Annotated in this window: 21 protein-coding genes; 9 read left to right on the forward strand and 12 right to left on the reverse strand. The window is 66.4% G+C overall.

What is annotated here, in order from left to right:
• Window positions 1-11 precede the first annotated feature (11 nt).
• From AC1DCF_RS07145 to AC1DCF_RS07155, 3 genes are all read left to right on the forward strand, one after another.
• On the forward strand, window positions 12-1,334 hold the full coding sequence (locus tag AC1DCF_RS07145; protein WP_477210553.1) for a CaiB/BaiF CoA transferase family protein: 1,323 nt from the start codon (window positions 12-14) through the stop codon (window positions 1,332-1,334).
• Between the two features lie 86 nt (window positions 1,335-1,420).
• Complete coding sequence (locus AC1DCF_RS07150) at window positions 1,421-2,545, forward strand: acyl-CoA dehydrogenase family protein (protein ID WP_477210554.1); 1,125 nt, start codon at window positions 1,421-1,423, stop codon at window positions 2,543-2,545.
• A 204-nt stretch (window positions 2,546-2,749) separates the two neighbouring features.
• Window positions 2,750-3,364 (forward strand): phosphoribosylanthranilate isomerase, encoded by a 615-nt coding sequence (locus tag AC1DCF_RS07155; protein WP_477210410.1) that lies wholly within the window; start codon window positions 2,750-2,752, stop codon window positions 3,362-3,364.
• 213 nt (window positions 3,365-3,577) lie between these two features.
• Here the strand turns inward: AC1DCF_RS07155 and AC1DCF_RS07160 are convergent, their stop codons facing one another.
• On the reverse strand, window positions 3,578-4,498 hold the full coding sequence (locus tag AC1DCF_RS07160; protein WP_441792539.1) for a pseudouridine-5'-phosphate glycosidase: 921 nt from the start codon (window positions 4,496-4,498) through the stop codon (window positions 3,578-3,580).
• A 94-nt stretch (window positions 4,499-4,592) separates the two neighbouring features.
• Here AC1DCF_RS07160 and AC1DCF_RS07165 point away from each other — a divergent pair, with 94 nt between their 5' ends.
• Both AC1DCF_RS07165 and AC1DCF_RS07170 read left to right on the forward strand, forming a co-directional pair.
• A complete protein-coding gene (locus tag AC1DCF_RS07165) occupies window positions 4,593-5,510 on the forward strand; it encodes a LysR family transcriptional regulator (protein WP_477210411.1) in 918 nt (305 codons plus the stop codon).
• Between the two features lie 204 nt (window positions 5,511-5,714).
• Window positions 5,715-7,040 (forward strand): MFS transporter, encoded by a 1,326-nt coding sequence (locus AC1DCF_RS07170; RefSeq protein WP_477210412.1) that lies wholly within the window; start codon window positions 5,715-5,717, stop codon window positions 7,038-7,040.
• Window positions 7,041-7,051: 11 nt separating this feature from the next.
• On the opposite strand, the gene AC1DCF_RS07175 is transcribed toward AC1DCF_RS07170, so the two are convergent.
• From AC1DCF_RS07175 to AC1DCF_RS07200, 6 genes are all read right to left on the reverse strand, one after another.
• Window positions 7,052-8,074 carry a Gfo/Idh/MocA family protein gene (locus AC1DCF_RS07175; RefSeq protein WP_477210413.1) on the reverse strand — a complete coding sequence of 341 codons (1,023 nt, stop codon included), beginning with the start codon at window positions 8,072-8,074 and terminating at the stop codon, window positions 7,052-7,054.
• A complete protein-coding gene (locus AC1DCF_RS07180) occupies window positions 8,071-9,051 on the reverse strand; it encodes a LysR family transcriptional regulator (protein ID WP_477210414.1) in 981 nt (326 codons plus the stop codon). Before AC1DCF_RS07180 ends, AC1DCF_RS07175 begins: the two co-directional genes overlap by 4 nt.
• Window positions 9,044-10,096, reverse strand: a complete 1,053-nt coding sequence (locus AC1DCF_RS07185) for a LacI family DNA-binding transcriptional regulator (RefSeq protein WP_477210415.1) — start codon at window positions 10,094-10,096, stop codon at window positions 9,044-9,046. The genes AC1DCF_RS07180 and AC1DCF_RS07185 overlap by 8 nt, the downstream gene beginning before the upstream one ends.
• Window positions 10,097-10,126: 30 nt before the next feature.
• Window positions 10,127-11,026: a carbohydrate kinase family protein gene (locus AC1DCF_RS07190; protein WP_477210416.1), complete on the reverse strand. Its 900-nt coding sequence runs from the start codon at window positions 11,024-11,026 to the stop codon at window positions 10,127-10,129.
• A 319-nt stretch (window positions 11,027-11,345) separates the two neighbouring features.
• Window positions 11,346-12,719: an aminotransferase class III-fold pyridoxal phosphate-dependent enzyme gene (locus tag AC1DCF_RS07195; RefSeq protein ID WP_477210417.1), complete on the reverse strand. Its 1,374-nt coding sequence runs from the start codon at window positions 12,717-12,719 to the stop codon at window positions 11,346-11,348.
• Between the two features lie 45 nt (window positions 12,720-12,764).
• Window positions 12,765-14,249 (reverse strand): CoA-acylating methylmalonate-semialdehyde dehydrogenase, encoded by a 1,485-nt coding sequence (locus tag AC1DCF_RS07200; protein WP_477210418.1) that lies wholly within the window; start codon window positions 14,247-14,249, stop codon window positions 12,765-12,767.
• A 134-nt stretch (window positions 14,250-14,383) separates the two neighbouring features.
• On the opposite strand from AC1DCF_RS07200, the gene AC1DCF_RS07205 reads away from it, so the two are divergent.
• Window positions 14,384-16,117 (forward strand): PucR family transcriptional regulator, encoded by a 1,734-nt coding sequence (locus AC1DCF_RS07205; protein WP_477210419.1) that lies wholly within the window; start codon window positions 14,384-14,386, stop codon window positions 16,115-16,117.
• 193 nt (window positions 16,118-16,310) lie between these two features.
• Here AC1DCF_RS07205 and AC1DCF_RS07210 read toward each other — a convergent pair whose 3' ends face one another.
• The 4 genes from AC1DCF_RS07210 to AC1DCF_RS07225 form a co-directional block, all read right to left on the reverse strand.
• On the reverse strand, window positions 16,311-17,459 hold the full coding sequence (locus tag AC1DCF_RS07210; RefSeq protein WP_477210420.1) for an ABC transporter ATP-binding protein: 1,149 nt from the start codon (window positions 17,457-17,459) through the stop codon (window positions 16,311-16,313).
• Window positions 17,456-18,226 (reverse strand): ABC transporter permease, encoded by a 771-nt coding sequence (locus AC1DCF_RS07215; RefSeq protein WP_477210421.1) that lies wholly within the window; start codon window positions 18,224-18,226, stop codon window positions 17,456-17,458. Before AC1DCF_RS07215 ends, AC1DCF_RS07210 begins: the two co-directional genes overlap by 4 nt.
• Window positions 18,219-19,043 (reverse strand): ABC transporter permease, encoded by an 825-nt coding sequence (locus AC1DCF_RS07220; protein WP_477210422.1) that lies wholly within the window; start codon window positions 19,041-19,043, stop codon window positions 18,219-18,221. Before AC1DCF_RS07220 ends, AC1DCF_RS07215 begins: the two co-directional genes overlap by 8 nt.
• Before the next feature lie 113 nt (window positions 19,044-19,156).
• Entirely contained in the window at window positions 19,157-20,251 is a 1,095-nt protein-coding gene (locus AC1DCF_RS07225; RefSeq protein WP_477210423.1) for a polyamine ABC transporter substrate-binding protein, read from the reverse strand.
• 259 nt (window positions 20,252-20,510) lie between these two features.
• Here AC1DCF_RS07225 and AC1DCF_RS07230 point away from each other — a divergent pair, with 259 nt between their 5' ends.
• From AC1DCF_RS07230 to AC1DCF_RS07240, 3 genes are all read left to right on the forward strand, one after another.
• Window positions 20,511-21,968, forward strand: coding sequence for an aldehyde dehydrogenase family protein (locus tag AC1DCF_RS07230; protein ID WP_477210424.1), 1,458 nt, complete (start codon window positions 20,511-20,513; stop codon window positions 21,966-21,968).
• Window positions 21,969-22,040: 72 nt separating this feature from the next.
• Window positions 22,041-23,435 carry an NAD(P)/FAD-dependent oxidoreductase gene (locus AC1DCF_RS07235; RefSeq protein ID WP_477210425.1) on the forward strand — a complete coding sequence of 465 codons (1,395 nt, stop codon included), beginning with the start codon at window positions 22,041-22,043 and terminating at the stop codon, window positions 23,433-23,435.
• A gap of 28 nt (window positions 23,436-23,463) precedes the next feature.
• Complete coding sequence (locus tag AC1DCF_RS07240) at window positions 23,464-23,982, forward strand: Lrp/AsnC family transcriptional regulator (RefSeq protein WP_477210426.1); 519 nt, start codon at window positions 23,464-23,466, stop codon at window positions 23,980-23,982.
• Between the two features lie 44 nt (window positions 23,983-24,026).
• Here AC1DCF_RS07240 and AC1DCF_RS07245 read toward each other — a convergent pair whose 3' ends face one another.
• A complete protein-coding gene (locus tag AC1DCF_RS07245) occupies window positions 24,027-24,383 on the reverse strand; it encodes a cupin domain-containing protein (RefSeq protein WP_441792556.1) in 357 nt (118 codons plus the stop codon).
• Window positions 24,384-24,436: the final 53 nt, after the last annotated feature.

The following is a 24,436-nucleotide window of genomic DNA, read 5'->3' on the forward strand; positions in this document are numbered from 1 at the left end:
TGGAGGACTCGATGCAGGAGAACGCGACGGGCGCCGACGCCGCGCGTGCTGACCTCCGCGGGCCGCTCGCCGGCATCCGCGTCGCCGATTTCTCTCGCGTGCTGGCCGGGCCCTACGCCACCATGATGCTCGCCGACTTCGGGGCCGACGTGATCAAGATCGAGAGCCCAGCCGGCGACGACACCCGGCACTGGCGTCCGCCGGTCGATGCACAGGGCGATTCCACCTATTTCGGCAGCGTCAACCGCAACAAGCGCGGGGTCGTCTGTGACTTCGGGGCCGAGGCCGGGCTGGCCGAGGCCCGCCGGCTGGCCGCATCTTCCGACGTGGTGATCGAGAACTTCAGACCGGGTGTGATGGCGAAGTTCGGGCTCGACTACGACAGCGTGCGCGCGCTGAACCCGGGCGTGATCTATTGCAGTGTCACCGGGTTCGGCTCCGGCGCGGGTGCCGCGCTGCCCGGCTACGACTTGCTCGTGCAGGCGGTCGGTGGGCTGATGAGTGTGACCGGCCAGGCCGATTCCGAGCCGAGCAAGGTGGGTGTGGCCCTCGTTGACGTGCTCACTGGGCAGAACGCGCTCGCCGGCATTCTGATCGCGCTGCGCGATCGCGACGGCTCGGCCGATGGCGCCGGGCGCCTGGTCGAGATCAACCTGCTGACCACGCTGCTCTCCGCGCTCACGAACCAGGCGGCCGGCACCCTGGCCACGGGAATCGCCCCGGCGCGCCTCGGCAACGCGCACCCGAGCATTGCACCCTATGAGCTGTTTCAGGCGGCCGACCGTGAGCTGGTCATCGCCGTCGGCAACGATCGACAGTTTCGTACGCTGATGCGGCTGCTCGGAGCTCCCGATCAGGCCGATGACGAGCGGTTCGCGTCGAACAGCTCCCGCGTCGCGCACCGGCTGGAGCTACGCGAGAACATCACACGTCTGCTGGCCGCTCAGGGTGCAGCGCAGTGGGCTGACATTCTGACGGATGCCGGCGTGCCGGCTGGTCTGGTCAACTCGGTCGACGAGGCGTTCGCGTTTGCCGCTCAGCTGGGGCTGGACGCGGTCGTTGAGATGCAGACCGGTGATGCCGATGCCGATGCCGATGCCGATGCCGATGCCGCTGCAGCTGGCGCTTCCGCTACCGCTTCCGCCGATACTCGTCGGCTCCGGACCAGCCGTCAGGTCGCCAACCCCATTCATCTCGCCGGGCTCCCCGCCGCCTATCGCCTCCTGCCGCCTCGGCTGGGCGAGCATGCCGGTGCAGACTGGCTCGATCGACCTACCACCAACACTGCACCCGCCACCGCCACCGCGCCCCCGAAGAACGAAGGAACACCGTGACCACAGCTGCCGCTCAAACGACGTCGAACACCCCGAACCGGCCTGCCCCGGCACCGCTTGTCGACGCTGTCTTCGACCTCGCTGCCCTGCTCAGCGACGAGGAACGCGACTGGCAACTGAAGGCGCGTGAGTTCGCGACAGCGCGCATCCTGCCGACGATTGAACAGGATTTCGAGGACAAGTACTTTCGCCGTGAGCTCGTCGCCGAACTCGGCGCGGCCGGTTTTCTGGGCATGCACCTCACCGGTTACGGCTGCGCGGGCGCCGGGGCCGTCAGCTACGGGCTCGTCTGCCTCGAACTCGAGGCGGCGGACAGCGGCTGGCGCACCTTCGTGTCGGTGCAGGGTTCGCTGGCGATGTCGGCGATCCACAAGTACGGCTCCGAGGAGCAGAAGCAGCGCTGGCTGCCGGGCATGGCCGCCGGCGAGGTGATCGGCTGCTTCGCCTTGACCGAGCCGAGCGGCGGCAGCGACCCGGCCGGGATGCTCACGACGGCCAGGCACGACGGTGACGGCTGGGTGATCGACGGCTCCAAGCGCTGGATCGGCCTGGCCAGCATCGCCGATGTCGCGGTGGTCTGGGCGAAGACCGACGAGGGTGTGCGCGGCTTTCTGGTGCCGACCGACACAGCGGGCTTCACCGCGACCCCGATTGACACGAAACTCTCGATGCGCGCGTCGATCCAATGTGACGTGGTGCTCGACGGCGTGCGGGTGCCGGGCGACGCGATGTTGCCGGGCGCGCGCGGCCTGTCCGGACCATTCGGTTGCCTGAACGAGGCCCGGTTCGGCATCGTCTGGGGCGCGATGGGGGCGGCCCGCAGCTGCCTCGACGCGGCGATCGGCCGGTCGACCTCGCGCACTGTGTTCGGCAAGCCGATCGGAGCGATGCAGCTGATCCAGGCCAAGCTGGCCGACATGTTCGTCGAGTACGAGAAGGGCGTGCTGCTGGCGCTGCACCTCGGCCGGCTGAAGGAACGCGGTGCGCTCACCCCCGCGCAGATCAGCGTGGGCAAACTCAACAGCGTGCGGGAGGCCATCCGGATCGCGGGGGAGGCCCGCGGCATCCTCGGTGGCGACGGCATCACGAGCGAGTTCCCGGTGATGCGGCACCTCGCCAACCTCGAATCGGTGCGCACCTATGAGGGAACCGACGAGATTCACCAGCTGGTGCTCGGTCGGGCGCTGACGGGTCTGAACGCGTTCGCATAGGCAGCCCCTCTCCATACTTTCCCGCCGCTGCGACGATTGACAGCCTGCGTGTGTGGCTAACTCCGGTAATCGCCGGGACGGGCGGCAGAGTTGCTTGATTTTCCGGGGTGGCAGAATCTGGCAGAGCAGGATTGCCGGAGTTAGCAACCGACAGCCGGGGAGAATGCACGGGCGCGTGCGCGATAATTCTCGGATGGAGACACCGTGTTCGTGAAGATCTGCGGGCTGCGCGAGCCCGTCACCCTCGACGTCGCGCTCGAAGCCGGGGCGGACGCCGTCGGTTTCGTGTTCGCGCCGGGGAGCCCGCGCACGATCGAGCCATCCGTGGCGCGGCAGCTGGTGCTCGGCGTGCCCGGGTCGGTGCAGACTGTCGGCGTCTTTCGCAAACAGCCGATCGACGAGGTGCTGCGGATGGCGAGCGAGGCCGGTGTGAACACGGTGCAGCTGCATGGCGGCGAAACCCTGGCTGACTTCGAGCGGGTGCAGGAGGCCGGATTCGGCACGATCCGCGCGCTCTCGATTGACGAGTACTTGCGCGAGGTCGAACACGACCCGCTCGGCATCCGCGCTCATCGACTGCTGATCGACGCCCCGATGCCGGGTGCCGGCGAAGTATTCGACACGTCGCAGCTGCAGGCGAACCCGCCGCAGGGCGATTGGTTGCTGGCCGGCGGCCTGAATCCGGGCAACGTGGCGGAGCTGATTCGCGCCGCGCGTCCGGGCGGCGTCGACGTGTCGAGCGGCGTTGAATCGGTGCGCGGGCAGAAAGACGCGGCACTGATTCGCGAGTTCGTGGCTGCGGCGCGTTCCGCCCTCTGATCGGACTAGTGTTCAGCGCTGCCGGGCCGGCCGGCGTGCGTCGGCTGCCGCATTCGTCTGTTCGGGCGTCGATAAGGTTCAGCTGTGGGCACCCGCAGCCCTCCCCGAGCGATGGGTAACGCTAGGGCTGAACATTACCGACGAAACCTTCTGACCCGGCACGACGAAGGCCCCGACGCAGTACGCCGGGGCCTTCGAATGACGAGCTGAGAGTTATGCGCTCGCGCGGGCCGACAGGGCCTTGGCGATCTCGGCGCCGAGTTCCACGTTGCCGCGGTACACGTTGACGTTCACGTTCAGGCTCTCGCCCTTGGTCTCGCGCTGGATGAAGTCGAGCAAGAACGGCGTGGTGTCGTGCCCAATGATTCCGGCGTCAGCGGATGCGGCCCAGGCCTTCTCGAGAACGGCTTCGAGAACAGCGGGGTCGAGCTGCTTGTCCTTCGCAATGGGGTTGGCCACGAGCAGGGTCGAGCTGATCTCGAGTGCGTCGCGGGCCTCAACCATCGCGGCCACCTCGTCGGGGCTGTCGACGGAGTACTCGATGTCGTAGCCGGAGTCGGTGATGTAGAAACCCGGGAAGTCGGTGGTCTTGTAGCCGACGACGGCGAGGTTGAGGGTCTCGAAGCGCTCGAGGGTGAGGGGGATGTCGAGGATCGACTTCACGCCGGCGCTCACGACGACCAGAGGCAGGGTGGCGAGGATCGGCAGGTCGGCCGACTCGTCGAAGGTGGTCTCTGCGCCGCGGTGCACGCCGCCGAGGCCGCCGGTGGAGAAGACGCGGATGCCCGCACGGTGGGCGAGGTAGGCGGTGGCTGCGACGGTGGTTCCACCGTGCAGCTTCTTGCCCATGGCGACGGCGAGGTCGCGCACGGACACCTTGATGACGTGGTCGGCGTTCGAGAGAGTCTCGATCTCGGCGGCGCTGAGGCCGACAGTAGGAACGCCGTCGATGATGCCGATCGTGGCCGGCACGACGCCGAGCTCACGGAGGCGGGCTTCGGCTTCGAGGGCGACCTCGAGGTTGCGCGGACGCGGCAGTCCGTGGGTGAAGATCGTCGACTCGAGGGCGAGAACCGGCTTGCCCTCGGCGATTGCCTGGCGAACCTCGTCGGATACGCGGAATGACTGCGTCATGGAAATGCTCTCAATCTGTCTAGGTGTTTCCACTCTAGGTCGATGCTTTTCACACAACAATCGAAACATTCGCGCCAATTGATAAGATTCATTTATGAGTCTCACCCTGCGTCAAGTGCAGTTTTTCACCACCGTCGCGCGCACTCTGCACTTCGGGCGGGCCGCCGAGGAGCTCTTCGTCTCGCAGCCGGTCGTCAGCCAAGAGATCGCCCGGTTGGAGCGTGTGCTCGGCTTCGAGCTGTTCGACCGGTCAAAACGGCAGATCAGTCTGACCGCCGCCGGCGAAGCGCTGCGGGGGCCCGCGCTCGAACTCACGGATGCCGCGCTGCACTTCGAGCAGTTCGCCGTGCGTTTCTCGAAGGGCCGCGCCGCAACGCTGACGATGGTGGGCACCCCGAGCGCGATGGACTATTTCATTCCGCTCATTCTGCAGGGCGCCGAAGCGAGCATTCCGTGGCTGCAGATCGAAGACGTCGGCGTCGAGACCGGCGAGGTGGCGGCGAGTCTGGAATCCGGGGCCGCCGACCTCGGGCTGGGGCGCTACGTGTCGATCTCCGACCGGTTTCGCTCCGAGATCGTGTTTCGGGAACCCCTGATGGTGGCGCTGAGTGAGAGTCATCCGCTGGCCGGCTCCGAGTCGATCCACCTGGGCGACTTGGCCGATCTGCCCCTGCTGCTCTGGCCGCGGGAGCGCAACCGCGCCTATTACGACCGGCTGATGGACATCTGCTCGGCCGGCGGTCTCGACCCCCTCGTGGTGGTGAGTCGACCGCGGGTCATCGGCACGCGCTCGTACCTGATTGCCGACGGCCGGGCTTTCGGCCTCGTGCCGGCGTCGTCGGCGGCCCAGCTTCCCGCGGGAATCATTGCGCTTCCGCTGGATGCACCCGAAGAGCTCCCGCTGTCGCTCGTCTGGCGAGCGGATGACCAACGGCCGGCGGTCAGCGAACTCGTCGCGCTCATCCGTCAGCTCGGGGCGACGGCGTCGCGGGCGTCGCGACCGGGGTCGTGACAGGGTGCTGACTGCGCTGCCGGTGGTCGAGCTTGTCGAGACCGCGCGAGCCAGTCATGAACGTAGGTTGCGTCTGAGGGTCGGCGTGCGTGATTTCGACAGGCTCAATCAACGAACCGCATCCATTGATAGATCTGCCGGATTCATCTAAGAAAGTGCGGTAATCGCCCCACGGCGTGCTCGGCGATCTGCGTAGCGTCGAAGGTGAGCCTTCATCGGCTCCTTCAGGAGGCACCCATCAGAACCCAGCAGAGCCAAACGTCGCCCGCGACATCCGCCGCGACCTCACCCGCAGCATCCGCCACAGCCCTCAGCTCATTCATTGGCTTGGCTGGGCGGGCCTACTTCCCCATCGCCTTCTTTAGCCGCCTCCCCGCGGCGATGGCGATCGTCGGCGTGCTCATGCTCGTGATGAGCACCCGGGGCTCGATCGCCGAGGCCGGATTGGTCTCCGCTGTGGCTGGAATCGGCACGGCCCTCGCCGCTCCCTTCGTCGGACGCCTCGCCGACCGCCGCGGCCAGCGCTGGGTGCTCGTCGTCTGCGCCGCCGTCAACACGGCGGCCCTGGCCGGATTCGTCGTGCTCGCCTATGCCGACGTCCCGCTCGCCCCGCTGCTGATCGGCGGTCTCGTGATCGGCGCCAGCGCCCCGCAGGCCGCCCCGATGTCCCGCTCTCGTCTCGTGTCCCTGGCCGCAGCCAAGGCCGATCCCGGCCAGCGCACCACTCTCACGAAGATGATCATGAGCTATGAGTCGGTGGCCGACGAGTCGGCATTCGTGCTCGGGCCGGTGCTGGTCGGCGCCCTCGCCTCCACCCTCGGCGCTTGGGCGCCGCTCGTCGCGGCCGGCGCCATCACCCTGATCTTCGTCACCCTGTTCGCCTTCCACCCGACCGCGGTGCTTGCGGATGCGACGTGGGAAGACGAACTGCAGACCGAGCCTCCGGCATCCCCCTTCACCCCTCGCTTGTTCGTGCTCGTCGCCGGAATGTTCACGGTCGGCGCGTTCTTCGGAACCACGCTCACATCACTGACCACGTTCATGTCGGCGCAGGGCAACGAATCGCTCACCGGAATTCTCTATGGCGGGCTGAGCGTCGGCTCGGTGGTGTTCGCCGTGGTGATGGCGATTCTGCCCGCGCGGTTCAGCCTGCGCAGCAGATGGCTGGTGTTCGCCATCGTGGTTCTCGGTGCCGCACTCACCTTCCCGTTCATCACCGGGCTTCCGCTGATGGCCGTGATGCTCATCGTCGCCGGCTGTGGTGTGGGCGCCGTGCTCGTCTCGCTGTTCAGCCTGGCCGCCGCGGGGGCGCCGGCCGGTCGATCGACCACCGTCATGACGATGATGGTCGGCGGACTCGTCGTCGGTCAGGCCCTCTTCACCGCGATCGGCGGCGCCGTCGCCGAGGCCTCCGGTTCACAAGCGGGATTCTTCGTCACGGTGGCGGCCGGAGCGGCACTGCTGCTGCTGGCCCTCGGCAACCTGGCGTTTCGGCGCATGCCCAACGCTGTCGAGCCCGACGCCGTCTAGCCCGACGCCGTCTACTCGGCCAGGCTCGCCCGGGCGCCGGTAGCGAGCAGCTCCCAGAGCTGCATGGTGCGCACATTGTCGCGGGCGCTGCTCGACGGGGCCACTCGAGTGTCGACGGCATCGCGAAACGCCTGAAGTTCGCCGACGAATCCACGCAGATGCAGGTCGCGCTCGACCCCCGACATGGCGCTCTCCGCCGGAGCGCGGGTCGTCGTGACCTCGCTGAGCGCGCGCCAGGATGCAAGGTCGCCGGGTTTCTGCAGATGCGTCGTCAGGCGGGACACCTCGTTGACGACGGCCCAACCCCGATCGCCGGAGACCCGCAGTGTCTCGGTTTCGCTCGAGTACGAGGGCAGCCCGGAGAGCGCCAGGGTGCCGACGACCCCGGCCCTGGTGCGCACGGTGATCGCGAGCGACACATTCGGACCGCGTGAGCTGGACAAAACATGAGCCACTTCGACCTCGCCGAAGAGAAAGCGCACGAGGTCGGCGACGTGGATGGCCGCGAGCAACAGGTACTCGGCATCGTCGGCGCAGAACGGGGTGCTGTCGCAGCCGAAACTCAACTCGAACGAGCGGATCGTGCCCAGCTCGCCCTCGTCGAGCAGCGCCTTCAGCTCTCGGTAGGCCGGGGCATACCGTTTCATGAACCCGACCATCGCGATCACACCGTGGGAGTCGGCTTCCGTCGCAATCTGCTGTGCTTCGGCAACGGTGCAGCCGAGTGGCTTGTCGATGAAAACGTTCTTGCCGGCGCGAATCGCCGCCAGGGCCAGTTGCGTTTGGTCGGCGGGCTGGGCGACGATGACGACATCGCGCACGCCGGCGTCGGCCAGGAGCGCGGTCGCACTGTCGAACGGTCGACCGCTCGAGCCGAAGCGGCGGAGGGCCGCCGCCGAGCGGGCCGTGTCACGCGTCGCGAGCGCCAGAATCGGGATGCCGGCAAGCACGATCGCGGGAAGGATGTTCGACGTCGCGTGGAGCCCGGCCCCAATCATCCCGATGCCCGGCGAGGTGGTGGAGATCTCGGTCACTCGGGGTCCTTCAGATCGGGGATGGCGGATGCCGCACCAGCATGGTGGGCGAGAAGGCGGGCGGCCTGAAATCTGATCACGGCGATCAGCTCGCCGACGAACGGACGCGGATCTTCACTGCGGGAAAGCATCTCCATCGGAAGCAGTCCCGGAATGGAGAGCGGCACGGCACGCAGGTCGTCGGGCAGGTGCGCCCGGGCCGAGCCGGGCACCAACGTGAACGCCCGGTTCTCACCGATCAGATAGGAGCGGGATCCCACGATGCGAGCCGGAGCTTCGACCACTGCCGGGTCGAGTCCGCGGTCGCCGCAGAGGGCAAGGATTGCGTCGTAATAACGGGGGCTCCGTTCCCGCGGCCAGAGCAGGAGCGGCAGCCCGGCCAGGTCGGACAGGGTGAGGGTCGGGTCGGCGGCGTGGGGGTTGCCGCGGCTGAGCACGGCGAACACCTCCTCCTGCGCGAGGGTTTCGACCTGAAACCCGGGGAGCGGGTCGAGAAAGCGACCGAGTCCGATATCGGCGTCCTCGGCCGACAATACGGCGGTGACGGTTCCGGTGTCGGCGGAGATCTCATCGATCACCAGGTCCGGCAATGCCTTCTCGGCCTTGCCGATCACGGCCGGAAGTAAACGGTCGATCACGCTGGGCGACGCCACCACCTTGACGGTGCGGTCGGACATCCGGGCGAACAACCGGGCGGAGTCCTCGAAGGAGACCAGCCGCGCGTGAATCCGGTCGGCCTCAGCGAGGAGCGCCGATCCGGCCTCGCTCAGCAGGGTGGTGCGGGTGGATCGTTCGAAGAGCTCGACACCGAGCGCCTCCTCCAGCTTGCGAATCTCCAGGCTCACCGTCGGTTGTGACAGGTGCAGGGCCTTGGCGGCGTGGGCGAAGTGCAGTTCCCTCGCCATCACGATGAAGACCTCGAGCTGCCGAACGGTGACATGAACCTGACGCATCGCGGCATCGCCCGGCCTAGCCATGGTGGGTCGCACGCAGGGTGTCGGGGCCGGCAGCAGTGGCCGCGGCGTGCGGGGCGGCTGGGCCGGTGGATGCGCGCACAACAAGACGTGAACGCCAGATCACGCTGTCCGCCTTCCCGGTCGACACGCGCTCGCGCAGTGTGCGGCCGGCCGCCTCGCCCAGCGCGCGCGCATTGAAATCCACGGTGGTCAGGGGCGGGTTGGTGAGAGCCGAAAACTGAAGGTCGTTGAATCCGCTCACGCTCAGCTGTCCGGGAACGCTCACCCCGGCCGCGGCGGCACCGAGCAGCACCCCGTAGGCCACGAGGTCGTCGGCGCAGACGACGGCAGTGATGCCGTCGGCCAGCCAGCCGGCGGCGTGCGCCTCGGCGTAGTCGGTCGCGGTGGCGATATCGGCCACCCTGACCCGGTCAACGGTCATCGTTGCTCCGCCGGCGGTCAGCGCGGTGTTGACCACTGTGCGCCGCTGCTGGAATGTTGATTTGGCCCGATCCACGTCGAGGTAGGCCACCCGGCGGTGACCGAGCTTCAACAGGTGCTCGGCGAGCTCCGTCGCTGCGCCACTCACATCGGGATTCACCGTGGGGATTCCATCGAACCGGGCGAGTGAATCGATCAGCACCATCGGAACGGAGGGATGCAGCGAGTCGAGCACGCGCGCCGACGGGCTGGCCAGAATCAGTCCGCTGATCTTATTGGCCTGCACTTGACGCACGGCAGCGGGCCCATAGTCGAAATCCTCGGTGCCGACGACGATGTTGACGACGAAATCGGGCGCGAGCGCGTCGGTCAGGCCATGAAAGAGCTCACCGAAGAACGGATTGCGGATGTCGGGGCAGAGCAACGAGACCTGATTCGGGTGCGACGAGGCGAGCCCTTGAGCCTGCGCGTTCGGCGCATAGTTCAGCGCTTCAACGGCGTCGAGAATGCGCGTGCGCAGCTCCGGGCTGACCCGGCCGGCATCCCGCCCGTTCACGACGAGCGAGACCGCGGTGGTCGAGCAGCCCGCGCGGCGGGCGACATCCTGCGCTGTGGAGATGGCCATCAGATCAGAGTATCCGCACGGCGGATGCCGTCAGTCGGCTTTGACCGCGTGTGGGAGCAGGGTGGCGCCCGGGTTCTGCAGAACCTGGGCGGCGACGGTGGCCCCGGTCTCGACACAGGTGCGGGTGGAGGCGCCGAGGATCGCCTGCGAGAGGTAGCCGGCCGCGAAGCTGTCGCCGGCACCCGTGCTGTCTTTCACATCGGTCACGGGGGTCACCGCCACCTCGAAGTTCTCGACGTCGCTCTGCACGAGCACGGAGGAGGCACCGCGCTTCAGGATGAGCGTGCGCCCGGCCACATGCGGCCAGGAGCCCATCTCAAGGTGGGCGGCCTCGTCGGCGTTGGCGAAGATCACGGCGGGGTTGATCTCGGCGATCAATCGGGGAGCCTCCTCGGTTCCGAGGTGTTCGAGCAGCGACACGGAGGACACGTCGATGCTGACGCTGATCCCGCGCGCATGAGCTGCCGCGGTCAGCGCGAGCAATGCGCGACGGGTCTGGGCGGTTTCGAAGCCGTACATCGGCAGGTGCAGCCAGGTGACGCCGTCGAGCCAGGCCGGATCGATCGCATCCATCTCGGCCGCCGCGGCGCGGTCGGGGTACATGGTGCGCTCGCCGCTCGGATCGACGAGGATCACGACGGTGCCGGTGGAGCCGCCTCGCTGCAGGCGCACATCGACGCCCAGCTCGGTCAGGCCTGCACCGAGGCTGTCGCCCGACGCGTCGTTGCCGACCTTGCCGATGAAGCGCACCGGCATCAGGGCTGCAGCGATGGCCGCCACGTTGGCGGCGCTGCCGCCACGGGTGCGGAAGATGCGGGCGGGATTGTCGGTGGCGTGCTTCTGCACACCGTTGCCCCACACGATGACGTCTTCAAGCAGATCGCCGGCAACGGCCAAAACGGGGGAACTCGACACTGTGCGCCCTTTCACGTAGCCCTCCTCGGAGGGCGTTGAATCGCCGCTTCAACGTCGAGCGGCTTATCCATTGTGCGGAGCAGTGCGCGAGAAAGTCAAGCGCTTGATGTGTTGCAAATGCTGGGAGTTTGTCGTTTTGCTCAGGCTCGCCGGGGGTGGTGCGATTTTCCGTAATGAACTTCAGGGTCATATGAGCCTGAAGTTCATTACGGAAAATGGGCCACCCTCGGTCGACGGGCTGGCCGGGAGCGGCGGGGGTGAGGGAAAACGAAAACGCCGGCGGTGGGAGCGTGTAGCTCCCACCGCCGGCGTTCTGGTGCGGCAGGTGTCTGCGTTAGACGACGTAGCCGTCGGCCACGGTGAGCGCCTCGTCGATGATGGCGAGACCGCGCACCAGCTCCTCCTCGGTGATCACGAGCGGCGGAGCGATGTGCAGGCGGTTGAAGTGCACGAACGGCCAGAGACCGGCAGCCTTGCAGGCGGCGGCAACGGCGTTCATCGGGGCCGCGGCGGCACCCGACGCGTTGAACGGCACGAGCGGCTCGCGGGTCTCCGGGTTGCTCACGAGCTCGAGGGCCCAGAACAGTCCGGTACCGCGCACGTCGCCGAGCGACGGGTGCTTGTCGAGCCAGCCGCGCACGGTGGGCTCGATGATGCGGCTGCCGAGGTCCTTCACGCGCTCCAGGATGCCGTCACGTTCGAACACGTCGAAGGTCGCGACGCCCGGCGCACAGGCCAGCGGGTGCCCGCTGTAGGTGAGCCCACCCGGGAACGGCACGTCATCGAAGAACGACGAGATGGTGTCGGAGATGACGACGCCGCCGAGCGGAACATAACCCGAGTTGACGCCCTTGGCGAAGGTGATCAGGTCGGGCGTGACGTCGAACGCGTTGACCGCGAACCACTCGCCGATGCGGCCGAAGCCGACCATGACCTCGTCGGCGATGTAGACGATGCCGTACTTGTCGCAGAGCGCGCGCACGCCGGGCAGGTAGCCCGCCGGCGGCACCAGAACGCCGTTGGTGCCGACGATCGTCTCGATGATGATCGCGGCGATCGTCTGCGCGCCCTCGAGCACAATGACCTGCTCGAGGTGTTCGAGCGCACGGGCGGACTCTTCAGCCTCGGTGCTCGCGTGGAACGCGGAGCGGTAGAGGTAGGGGCCGAAGAAGTGAGCGACCGAACCGTCACTCGGCTCGTTGGCCCAGCGACGCGGGTCGCCGGTCAGCGAGATGGCGGTCGCCGTCGAGCCGTGGTAGCTGCGGTACATCGAGAGCACCTTGCGCTTGCCGGTGACCCGGCGAGCCATGCGCACGGCGTACTCGTTGGCATCCGTTCCGCCGTTGGTGAAGAACACCTTGTTGAGGTTGCCGGGGGCGACCTCGGTGATACGGCGGGCGAGTTCGCCGCGCACATCGTTGGCCATGGCCGGCTGGATGGTGGCCAGGCGGCCGGCCTGGTTCTGGATGGCCGCGACCAAGTCGGGGTGCTGGTGGCCGAGGTTCAGGTTCACCAGCTGCGAGCTGAAGTCCAGGTAGGAGTTGCCTTCGTAGTCCCAGAAGGTGGAACCCTGGCCGGAGGCCACGGGCAGCGGGTTGATCTGGGCCTGTGCGCTCCAGGAGTGGAACACGTGGCCGCGGTCATTGGCGCGAACTTCGGCCTCGGTGGCGAGGTCGTCGGCCTGGGTGGTGGTGACGTCGATGGTCATCAGCGCTCCTGAGGGGTTGTTATTTCGAAGGTCATCAGAGGGTCCTTAGTGGTTGCTCGGGAAGCCGAGGTTGATCTGCGACTCGGAGGGCTTCGGCCAGCGGGTGGTGATGACCTTGTTGCGGGTGTAGAACTTCACGCTGTCGGGGCCGTAGATGTGGGCGTCGCCGAACAGCGAGTCCTTCCAGCCACCGAACGAGTACACGCCGGCGGGAACGGGGATCGGCACATTGATGCCGACCATGCCGACCTCGATGTCGAACTCGAACTGGCGAGCGGTCGCACCGTCGCGGGTGAAGATGGCCACGCCGTTGCCGAACTGGTTCGAGTTGATCAGCTCGACGGCCTCGTCGTAGTTCTCGACGCGCACGACGGCCAGAACCGGTCCGAAGATCTCGTCCTGGTAGACCTTCATGTCGGTGGTGACGTTGTCGATCAGGCTGACGCCGACGAAGAAGCCGTCGTTGTCGAACTGCTGCTTGGTGCCGTCGACGACGACCGTGGCGCCCTCAGCGGGAGCGTTGATCACATAGGAGGCAACCTTGTCGCGGTGCTCGCGGGTGATCAGCGGGCCCATCTCGCTGGCGGAGTCGGTGCCGTCGCCGATGATGAGGCCGCCCATGCGTGAACGCACGGCTTCGACGAGCTCGTCGGCCACGTCGCCGACGGCGACGAGAACGCTCACGGCCATGCAACGCTCTCCGGCCGAGCCGTACGCGGCGGAGATTGCGGCGTCAGCGGCACCCGGGATGTCGGCATCCGGCATGACGACCATGTGGTTCTTGGCGCCACCGAGAGCCTGCACGCGCTTGCCGTTCTCGGCTGCACGCTTGTAGATCGACTTGGCGATCGGGGTGGAGCCGACGAAGCTGATGGCCGCGACATCGGGGGAGTCGAGGATCGTGTCGACGGCGAGCTTGTCACCGTGAACGACGTTGAGCACGCCGTCGGGCAGGCCGGCCTCCTGGAACAGCTTGGCGAGGAAGAGCGCGGCGGACGGGTCCTTCTCGCTGGGCTTCAGCACAACGGTGTTGCCACAGGCGATGGCCGACGCGATCATCCACAGCGGAACCATGACCGGGAAGTTGAACGGGGTGATGCAGGCGACGACGCCGACGGGCTGCTTGACCGAGTGCACGTCGACACCGGTGGAGACCTGCTCGGAGTGCTCGCCCTTCAGCAGGTGGGTGAGGCCGGACGCGAATTCCACGTTCTCGAGACCGCGCGAGATTTCGCCGGCGGCGTCGGAGAGAACCTTGCCGTGCTCGCTCGTGACGATGGCGGCGAGCTCAGGGGTGCGCTCCTTGAGCAGGTGACGCAGACGGAAGAAGACGTCGGAGCGCTTGACCAGGCTGGTGCGGCGCCACGCCGGCAGGGCTGCCTTGGCAGCGGCGATGGCGGACTCGACATCGGCGACCGAACCGAGCACCAGATCATGCTGGGCCTCGCCGGTTGCCGGGTTGTAAATGACGCCGGTGCGGGTCGGCTCGCCGACCTCCTGGCCGTTGATGAAATGGCGCACAAGTGCCATGGGGTCTCCTCTGATCTGGATTGCGTCTGCCCGCCGCATGAATTGCGCAAGGCGGAGCCGGCTGCCGGACACTCTGCCCGATTGGGCGCGTATCCTTATTCTGCAATGCTTGCAGACTGACTGAGGTGGAATCGATGCCAGACCGTCCCGTATTCGGCCGCGATCAAACAGATCGTCCGGACGCCTCGAACGCTCAGAGGGCCGGTCTGCCGACCGTGCGCGACATTCTTCGTCTGCCCGTGCTTTCCGCGGCCCTTCCTGAGGTTCTGGCCGGCGAGGAATCGCTCGGTGTGCGGGTGCGCTGGGTGCACGTCAGCGACAGTCTGGGAGTCGCCACACTGCTCGACGGTGGGGAGTTGCTGCTCTCGACGGGTGCCGGCTGGTCGGCTGACGACGCCCTGCTCACCCAGTACGTCGAGGACCTCGTTCAGGTCGGCGCCGCCGGTCTGGTGCTGGAGCTGACCCATGGGCTCGAGCGGGCTCCGCGTGCGGTGCAGGATGCCTGCACTCGGCTCGGCTTCCCGCTGATCGTGCTGCACAAGGTGATCAAATTCGTCGCCGTCACCGAGGCCGTGCACAGCCGCATCATCACCGACCAGACCGAGGCGCTGCGGGCGCGCGACGCCCTGCACGACCTGTTCATCGGGCTGAGCCTGCGCGGCAGTCCCGCCGACTACATCGTCTCCCAGCTCGGCCGGGTGCTGAATGCCCCGGTCGTGCTCGAAAACATCAATCACCAGGTTGTCGCCGTGGAGACCCTGGCGGCCGGCGATGAGCTGCTCGCCCAGTGGGAGCTGCGTTCCCGGGCCGCGCGGCGTGAGGTTGCGGCGCGCGCGGCGGGCCGCAGCGCGAGCAGTGAGCTGACCGCGGCTGAGCGATCGGGCCAGGTCGGTTCGTCGGGCGCCCGCACCTCGGCCGGCTGGGACATTGTTCCCGTCGAGGCGCGCGGGGTGCGCTGGGGCTACCTGGTCGCCCTACCGGGCGAGCCGCATCCGGCCGGTCGGCTGCAGGTGATGGAGCAGGCCGCCGTCGCCCTCGCGCTCGGCCGGTTGGCCGACCGTGACGCCGACGAATGGACCAGGCGCGGCCACGAACAGCTGCTCGTCGGCCTGCTCGGCGGACGTTACGTCTCCGAACTCGGTGTGACCCTCCGACTGGAGGCGGCCGGACTGCGCGTGCGCGATCGGATGCTGCTCGGCTTGGTCCTGGCCGTCACCCCCGACGGCGCCGCCGTGGCCGCAGCGCTCGCCGCGGCCGAGGCCAGTGGCGCCGACGCCATCGCCGCCGCGTACCCCAGTTCGAACCCGAACGGCAGGTCGGCCCAGCTGATGGTGGCGCTGTCACTTCCGGCCGAGGCACGGTTTCCGGATGCCGCCGCGTCGGCATTCGCCAAGGATGTCGCCCAGGCGCTGCGTCCGTCGGTCACCGACATCGCAATCGCGGTCGGTGGTGAGGCGCACGACGCGGCAAGTCTGCTCGCCTCACTCGAAGAGGCCGCGGAGCTGCTGCGGCGCAATTCCGCCCTGCCCCGCCGCGGAGTCGCGGTGCACCGGGTCGAGAATCGGCCGCTGCTCCGGCTCGTCACCGCGCTCGGCAGTGATCCGCGATTGCAAGCGCACAGTGAACAGATGCTGCGCCCGCTGATCGATCACGATCTTGAGTTCGGCAGTGGCCTGCTGGCCGTGCTGACCGCTTTCGCGGCGCATCCGGGCAACCGCACGAAGGCCGCGACGGCCAGCCACCTCTCCCGCTCGGTCTTCTACCAGCGCATCGCGCTGATCGAAGACCTGCTCGACGTGGACCTCGACGACGGTGAAACCGTGAGCGCCCTGCACACGGCGTTGCTCGCCAGGGGCTCGGTGCGCTAACTCGGTGGTCGAGCCGATCCGGTGGTCGAGCCGATCCGGTGGTCGAGCTTGTCGAGACCCCCGCCGGCCGTTCCTCAGACGTAACCAGCGTTCAGAGATTGGCTCGCGTGATCTCGACAGGCTCGATCACCGGTCCGGTGGTCGAGCTTGTCGAGACCTCGTTCGCCGTCCTTCGAACGCCCCGTGGCCGCAGCTAGACGAGCGCGGGCGACGCGGCCGACTCCGTCGAGCGCTCCGGTGCCGGTTCCGACGACGGGTTCGCCACCGCGACGGCGCGCGGCAGATCGAAGCTCACGCTGACCCGGTCGCCGCGGCTCGCGACAGTCGCGGCATGCACCGTGCAGCTGATCGGCCGGGTGACCCCGGGCACCTCGACCGAGACGGTCGAGGATCCGCCGAGAAAGAAGGTATCGACCACGGTTCCGACGAGCGCCGGCCCCGTCGGCCTGCCCGCTTCGCCGAGAGGCGCTAGACGCACATCTTCGGGGCGCACCACGAGGGTTGCGTTGCTGCGTGTCGGAAGTGAATGCGCGACCGGAAAGACTCCCAGGCCCGCAATCTCAACGGCATTCTCGAGCGCCACCCCATCGAAGAGGTTCGCCGTGCCGATGAAGCTGGCGACGAATCGACTTGACGGTCGTGAGTAGAGACCGACCGGGGTATCGAGTTGCTCGACGGCGCCGCGATTCAAGATCGCGACCCGGTCTGCCATCGACATGGCCTCCTCTTGGTCATGGGTCACGACGACGAAGGTCATTCCCACTTCGTGCTGCATCCGCTTGAGTTCCTGCTGCATCTCAGCACGCACCTTGCGGTCGAGCGCCGAGAGCGGTTCGTCGAGCAGCAGCAGCCGGGGGCGTTTGATGATGGCGCGCGCCAACGCCACGCGCTGCCGCTGGCCGCCTGAGAGCTTGGCAGGACGTCGCTTCGCGAACTCCTGCAGTCCCACGACGTCCAGCGTCTCGCCGACGCGTCGCCGGATCTCCACACGATCGACACCCTCGGCCTCGAGCCCGTAGGCCACGTTCTTCTCCACGCTCATGTGCGGAAAGAGCGCATACGACTGGAACATCATGTTCACCGGTCGTTTGTGCGCCGGCTGAGCGATCAGGTCTGTGCCATCGAGCAGGATGCTTCCCTCACTCGGCGTCTCGAACCCGGCGATCGAGCGCAACAGGGTGGTCTTTCCACACCCGGACGGCCCGAGCAGAGCGAAGAACTCATTGTCGGCGATCGCGAGATCCACGTTGTTCAGCGCGACGACATCCCCATAGGAATGACGCACTCCGCGGATGTCGAGCAGGGGAGCAGCGGAATCGGTTGTCACGTGTGCGGTGGTCATAGGGCGTCCGTTACTTTGGCGAAGCGTTGCGCGCCGATCACGGCGAACACGCTGACGAAAAGGAGCATGGTGGCGAGGGCGTTGATCTCGGGGGTGACCCCGAATCGCACCATCGAGTAGATCGCGATCGGCAGAGTCGGCGTGGTCGGCGCCGTCGTGAAGAACGCGATCACGAATTCATCGAGCGACAGGGTGAACGACAGGAGTGCGCCGGCAACCATCGCCGGTGCGAGCTGCGGGAGCGTGACACGCAGAAACGTGCGCACGGCGCTGGCACCGAGGTCGCGCGAGGCTTCCTCCAAACTCGGGTCGAGGTTGGCCAACCGGGCCAACACGATGGCCGTGACAAACGCCATCGCGAACGTCGTGTGGGCGATGATGACGGTGTGCAACCCCAGGGTGATCGACATCAGCGAGAACAGGCTGAGCAGCCCGATCGCGAGAAGCAGATCCGGGAGGAGTGCCGGCGCGATGGCGAAGGCCCGAACCAGCCCGCCACGGGTGTAGCGGTGGATGCCGACCGCCAGCAGCGTGCCCAGCACCGTCGCGAGCAGGGTCACTGACGTCGCAACGATGAGGGTATTGCGAAGCCCCACCATCACCGCCTCGTCGGCAAAGACCGCCGGATACCATTCGAGCGAGAATCCCCGCCAGACGAAGAGATTCTTCGACGAGTTGAACGACATGATCACGACCACGAGGATCGGCAGGTAGAGGAAGGCGTAGGTCAGCCACAACGGCAGCTTCATCAGTCGGGAGTTACGCACGGGTAGCCACCTTCTTTGTGCGGGATCCTTCGGTCAATCGCCGCGAGGCGCTCTGCTGGGCAACGAGCAAGGCGATGAGCAGGATCGTCAGCACCAGTGCGAGCGCCGCCCCGAACGGCCAGTCCCTGGCCTTCAAGAACTGGTCGCGAACCAGGTTGCCCACCAAGACGGTCTTGCCGCCGCCGAGCAACTCGGGAATCACGAAGTTGCTCATGGCCGGCACGAACACGAACACGCATCCGGTCAACGCGCCCGGAATCGACAGTGGCAGCGTCACGGTGCGAAACACCCTCCACGGGCCGGACCCGAGATTGGTGGCGGCCTCGGTCAGCTGCGCATCCTGGGAGGCGAGTGACGCGTAGAGCGGAAGGATCATCAAGGGGAGATACATGTAGAGCAGCCCGACAACCACCGCCGGCTGCGTGTAGAGCATCTTGATCGGCTCATCGATGAGTCCGATTGCTTCCAGGCCCTGATTGATCCAGCCTGCGTTGTTGAGCAACAGGATCCAGGCGTAGGTGCGGATCAAGAAGTTAGTCCAGAACGGCAGAAGCACTGCGACCAGCGCGATGGTGCGCCACTTGTCCGGAAGTCGCACGATCGCGAGTGCGGTCGGATAGCCGATCAGAAGGGCGAGAACGGTCACGACCGTGGCGATGCCGACGGATGTCGCGATCACGTTCAGGTAGAGCGGATCGGCGAGGCGAACGAAGTTGTCGAAGCTGAAGGTGAACACGACGCCGCCGAAGCGACCCCGCTTGAAGAACGAGTAGCCCAGGATCAGGAGGAGGGGAACGAGAACGAAGAGGACGAGCATGAGCGTTCCCGGGGCCAGGAACGGCAGCGCTGCCCACCCCCGGCGCGTTCTGCGAGGAACGACGCCGGGGGAGGTTGGAGTAGTCGAAGTCACGAGTCGAATGCCTGAATTCTCTAGCCGGCGGCCATGACTTCGGTGGCGAGCTTGGTGTACTCCGGGCTGAACTCGCCGAGGTCCACGATGACTTCCTGCTTGGTGAGCTCGGCCGGGGTCATCGCCAGGTTCGGGTAGGCCGCGATCACGGCGGGGTCGACCAGCTTCATCGCCGCTTCGTTCGGCACCTTGTAGAGGATGTTGCTGGCCACCCAGCCCTGCACCTCCGGCTCCATGATGTAGTTGATGAAGGCCATCGCCGCTTCTTTGTTCTTCGACGTCTTCAGCACGGTCATCGTGTCGGTCCAGAGGTCGCTGCCTTCAGACGGCACCACGAACTTGATGTTGGGGTCGTCGGTGATGCCGTAGTTGCACCAGCCGTCCCACGCCTCGGTCATTGCTGCTTCGCCGGAAACGAGCTTCGTGTAGAAGGTCGTGTCGTCGAAGGCGAGCAGGGTGTCTTTCGTCGTGAGCAGCTGCTTCTTGGCCTCGGCGAGATCGGCGGGGTCGGTGGAGTTAACCGACTTGCCGTTCGCCTTGAGCGCGGGAAGTGCCATCCACCGCTCCGTCGAGAGCATCGTGGTCTTGCCGACGAGATCGGGTGCCGGGTTGAGCAGATCGTTCCAGGATGTCGGTGCGGCCGGCACGAGGTCTGAGCGGTAGCAGAGGCCCGTGGTGCCCCAGGCGTACGGCTCTGAATACTTGTTGCCCTTGTCGTACGCGAGCTTGGTCGCCTCGGGGTAGAGGTTCTTCTCGTTCGGTACCAGCGTCTTGTCGATCGGTTCGAGCAGTCCCGCCTCGTTGAGGGCCTGGGCATACTGGCCGGAAACAAACGCGACATCGATGCCGGAATCCGCTCCGGTCGTGAGCTTGCCCATCACGTCTTCATTCGTGGCGTGGTTCACGATCGTGACGGGAACGCCGGTCGCCTTCTCGAAAGTCTCGGCCAAGTCTTCGGGGTAGTAGTCGGCCCAGATGCTGACGACAAGCTTCTGCTTGGTGATGTCAGCCTTCGGATCGAGGGTCTGCTCACTCGATGCGCCGCTCGCGCATGAGGTGAGGGCGAGAGTCGCAACAGCCAGAGTTGCAAGGAGCGGAACTGCTTTGTACCGCATGGTGCCTCCTGTGATTGGGGACGCAAAGTCCCTCAGTGGACGTGCCTGCTTGTGTGTGAGTAAGTATGGCCACGCCACGCCGACATATCAACAAGTTTTTCGACTTCTTTTGCGCATTGCGCAAATCTTTCATCATTTGATTGCGTATTCTTGTTGACATTGGGTGTGGAGTCATTAGTGTGAGAATCCGGCAGACGGCACAACAGCGTGTCGGCCGATCGCGAGGCAACGGAGCTTCGCTTTGACAGAGAGGTAGCTCGTGAATTCAACGCCCATTCCACCGAGGCAGCAGCTCTACATCGACGGCCAGTTCACCGATGGCACGTCTGGCACGTCAGTGGATGTGATCAGCCCCGTCACCGGAGAACGCATCGCCACACTTCCCGTGCCCAGCTCTGCCGATCTGGATCGCGCCGTCACGGCGGCCCGCACCGCACAACGCGAATGGCGTCAGGTCGGGGTCTGGCAGCGCGCCGCGGTGTGCCACCGCATCGGAGACGAGCTGCTGAAGCGCGTCGACGAACTTGCTCGCCTGCAGACTCTGGAGCAGGGCAAGCCCCTCGCCGAGTCAATCGCCGACATCAAGGAAGCCGCGCAGCTGTTCCACCTGCACGCCGAAGACGCCGTGCGTCTGCACGGTGAGACGTTCCCCTCGAACGACACCCACAAGCGCATGTTCAGCTTCTACAAGCCGGTTGGTACCTGGGCGATCATCACCCCCTGGAACTTTCCGCTGCTCATGATGGCCGAGTTCGTGGCGCCCGGCCTCGCCACCGGAAACGCTCACGTTCTGAAGCCCCCGACCCACACCTCGTTGACGGTGCTCGCCGCCCTCGAGGCGTTCGACGCGGCCGGCGTCCCGAAGGGGCTCGTCAACGTGCTCCCGGGCGAGGGCGACTTCGGTTCGAAGCTCGTGTCGCACCCCGGCATCGACGCCATCGGCTTCATCGGTTCGTCGGCAACCGGTGAGCGCATCAACGCGATCTCGGGCCTCAAGCGCTCGATCATGGAGCTGTCGGGCAACGGACCCGTCATCGTTCTCGAAGACGCCGACCTCAAGCGTGCCGCGCAGGCCGCCGCCGACGGTGCGTACTTCTGTGCCGGTCAGGTGTGCTGCGCGACCGAGCGTGTGCTCGTGCACGAGAACGTGCACGACGCCTTCATTGAGGAACTGCTGAAGACGGTCCCGGGCGTCACCCTCGGCAACCCGTTCGACCCGGCCGTCAACCTGGGCCCGCTCAACAACGAGGGCGTCGCGGCGAAGATGGACCGTCATATGGCGGACGCCCGCACTCGTGGCTTCGACATCCTTGCCGGTGGCGGCCGTCGTGCCGGTTTCCAGACGAACCTCTATTACGAGTTCACGATCGTCGACGGTGTCTCCGAAGACAGCCTGCTCAGCGTTGAAGAGTCGTTCGGCCCGGTTGTCCCGGTGATCACCGGGAAGTCAGACGACGACTTGCTGCGCATCGCCAACGCCGACGCGCTCGGCCTGCAGTCGGCCGTCTTCACGAACGACATCTCCAAGGCCTACCGCTTCATCGAGGAGATCGAGACCGGCCAGGTCGTCGTGAACGACAGCAACGGCTTCTGGGACGTCAACATGCCGTTCGGCGGTGCCGGCGGCAAGAACACCGGATGGGGTCGCATCGGCGGCAAGCACACTCTGATCGACATGAGCGATCTGCGCACCGGCGTCATCCACCTGAACAACTAGCTCCGAGCGGGGGTCCTCCGTGCGGTGCGCGTGGGGCCCCCGTTGTCTTCTCCCGCAAAAAGAAAGTGAACCATGGCTGCCACCTCCCTTGGCCTCGAACAGGCTCGACCGATCTCCGTGTGGATCGACCACACGCCGGCGCCGGCGCGCCAGCCGCGACTCAGCGGCGGGATCGAGGCCGATCTCCTCATCGTCGGAGGCGGGTACACCGGGCTCTGGACGGCGATCCTGGCCAAAGAAGAGAACCCCGACGCGCGCGTTGTGATCCTCGAAGCCGAGAGCCTCGGCCACGCGGCGAGCGGCCGCAACGGCGGATTCTGTTCGCCGAGCCTGACCCACGGGTTGTCGAACGGCCTCGAACGCTGGCCGAAAGAGATCGACACCCTGGTGCGCCTGGGCCTCGACAACCTGCGCGAGATCGAAGAGACGATAGCCAAGTACAACATCGACGCCGACTTTCGGCTCACCGGAAAGGTCGCCTTCGCCCGCACGGCGTGGGAGGCAGAGGGGCTGAAGCACGCCGCCGAGGCCGCCACCGTACACGGTGACCCGGCCACATTCATCCCGCAGTCCGAGATCGGCAAGTGGACCGCATCATCCGCCTATGTGGCAGGCATGCACTCCGTGAACTACGGTCTCGTCGACCCGTACAAGCTCGTTGTCGGTCTGCGCCGCGTCTGCCTCGAGCTGGGCGTGCAGATCTACGAAGACTCTGCGGTCACCGGCCTCGACACCACAGACAAGGTGAACGTCGTCGCGCGCACTGCGTCCGGGGCCGTTCGCGCTCCCCGCGTTGCCCTCGCGACCAACGCCTTTCAGCCGCTGCTGCGCCGACTCTCCCTGGTCACGATTCCGGTCTACGACTACGCCATCGTCACCGAACCGCTGACCGACGAGCAGTTCGAGAGCATCGGCTGGACCGCGGACTACGGTCTCACCGATGCCGGTAACCAGTTTCACTACTACCGCAAAACCGAGGATGGCCGCATTCTCTGGGGCGGGTACGACGCGATCTACCACTACGCCTCGGCGCGCGGCGAGGACCTCACCCAGCGCCCCGAAACCTTCGACAAGCTCGCCGCCCAGTTCTCCGAGACCTACCCGCAGCTGGCCGGCGTCACCTTCACGCACAAATGGGGAGGCATCGTCGACTCGTCGACGCGATTCTGCCTGACCACCGGCACCGCAGCCGGCGGTCGCATCGCCTATGCCCTCGGTTTCACCGGGCTCGGGGTGACCGCGACCCGCTTCGGTGGCCGGGTGATGCTCGACCTGCTGGCCGGACGGAGTACCGAGCGCACACGCCTCAGCATGATCCGGCGTCGTCCGGTGCCGTTCCCACCCGAGCCCGTTCGCTACATCGGCGTTCAGCTCACTCGGTGGGCGATGGCCAAGCAAGACGAGACCGGGCGTCGAAACCTGTGGCTGCGTCTGATGGACGCCCTGGGACTGGGCTTTGATTCATAAGCCCATCCACGGCGCTAACGTGGGAAGCATGAGCCCCGCACCGACCATGGATGACATCGACCGCCAGATCATCACTGCGTTGCAGTCGGATGGTCGACGGGCATTCACGCAGATCGCCGAGGACCTCGGCATCCCGGCCTCCTCGGTGCGCTACCGCACGAGGAGGCTCGAGGAACTCGGTATCCTGCAGGTCGTCGGCATTGCCAACCCGTTGGCGATCGGCTTCGACCGACTGGCGATGATCGGCATCCGCACGGCGCCGGGCAAGGCACGTGCGGTGTGCAGCGCGCTCGCTCTCCTGCCGGAGACGAGCTACGTGATCTTGACGACCGGCCAGTTCGACGTGATGGCCGAGGTGATCTGCCGCGACATCGAGCACTTCACGAACGTGGTCAACGACCGGATGCATGAGATCGACGGAGTGGTCTCGACCGAATCGTTCTTCGTTCTCGAGGCGCACAAGCTGGCCTACGGCTGGGGGGTCGGCAACGTGCCGGGCCCGGTCGAGGGCGAAAAACCGGTGGTCGAGCCTGTCGAGACCAAGTAACCAGGTCTCGACAAGCTCGACCACCGGTCGTGGTCGAGCAGCTCTCAGGCGAAGTAGACCTTGCGCAGCGTCTGCGTGACGGTCCAGACCGTGCGTTGGCCCTCGCGCAGGCGCATCACGTCGCCGGCCCCGAGCAACACGGTTTCGCCGGTCTCTTCGAATTCGACGGTTCCGGCGCCGAAGAGCACGATGAAGATCTCGTCGGCTTCGACGTCGCTCATGGCACCGGGGGTCATCTCCCAGACGCCGATCTCGCTGCCATTGAACTCGCCGAGTGTGGCGGAGCCGGTGTGCGGCTGGCCGGCCAAACGCTGCTCAGCCGACACGGCTTCGAGTTCGATGCCGAGTTCGGTCGCGGCAATTTTCAGGGTGTTGTCGAAGTTCGCGGTGGTGTCAAGCATGAGCATCCGTTTCTCGAAGGGCGACGAAGCAACGCTGCGGTTGCAGCGATGAG

The sequence above is a fragment of the Leifsonia sp. 10L418 genome, from assembly GCF_056395445.1.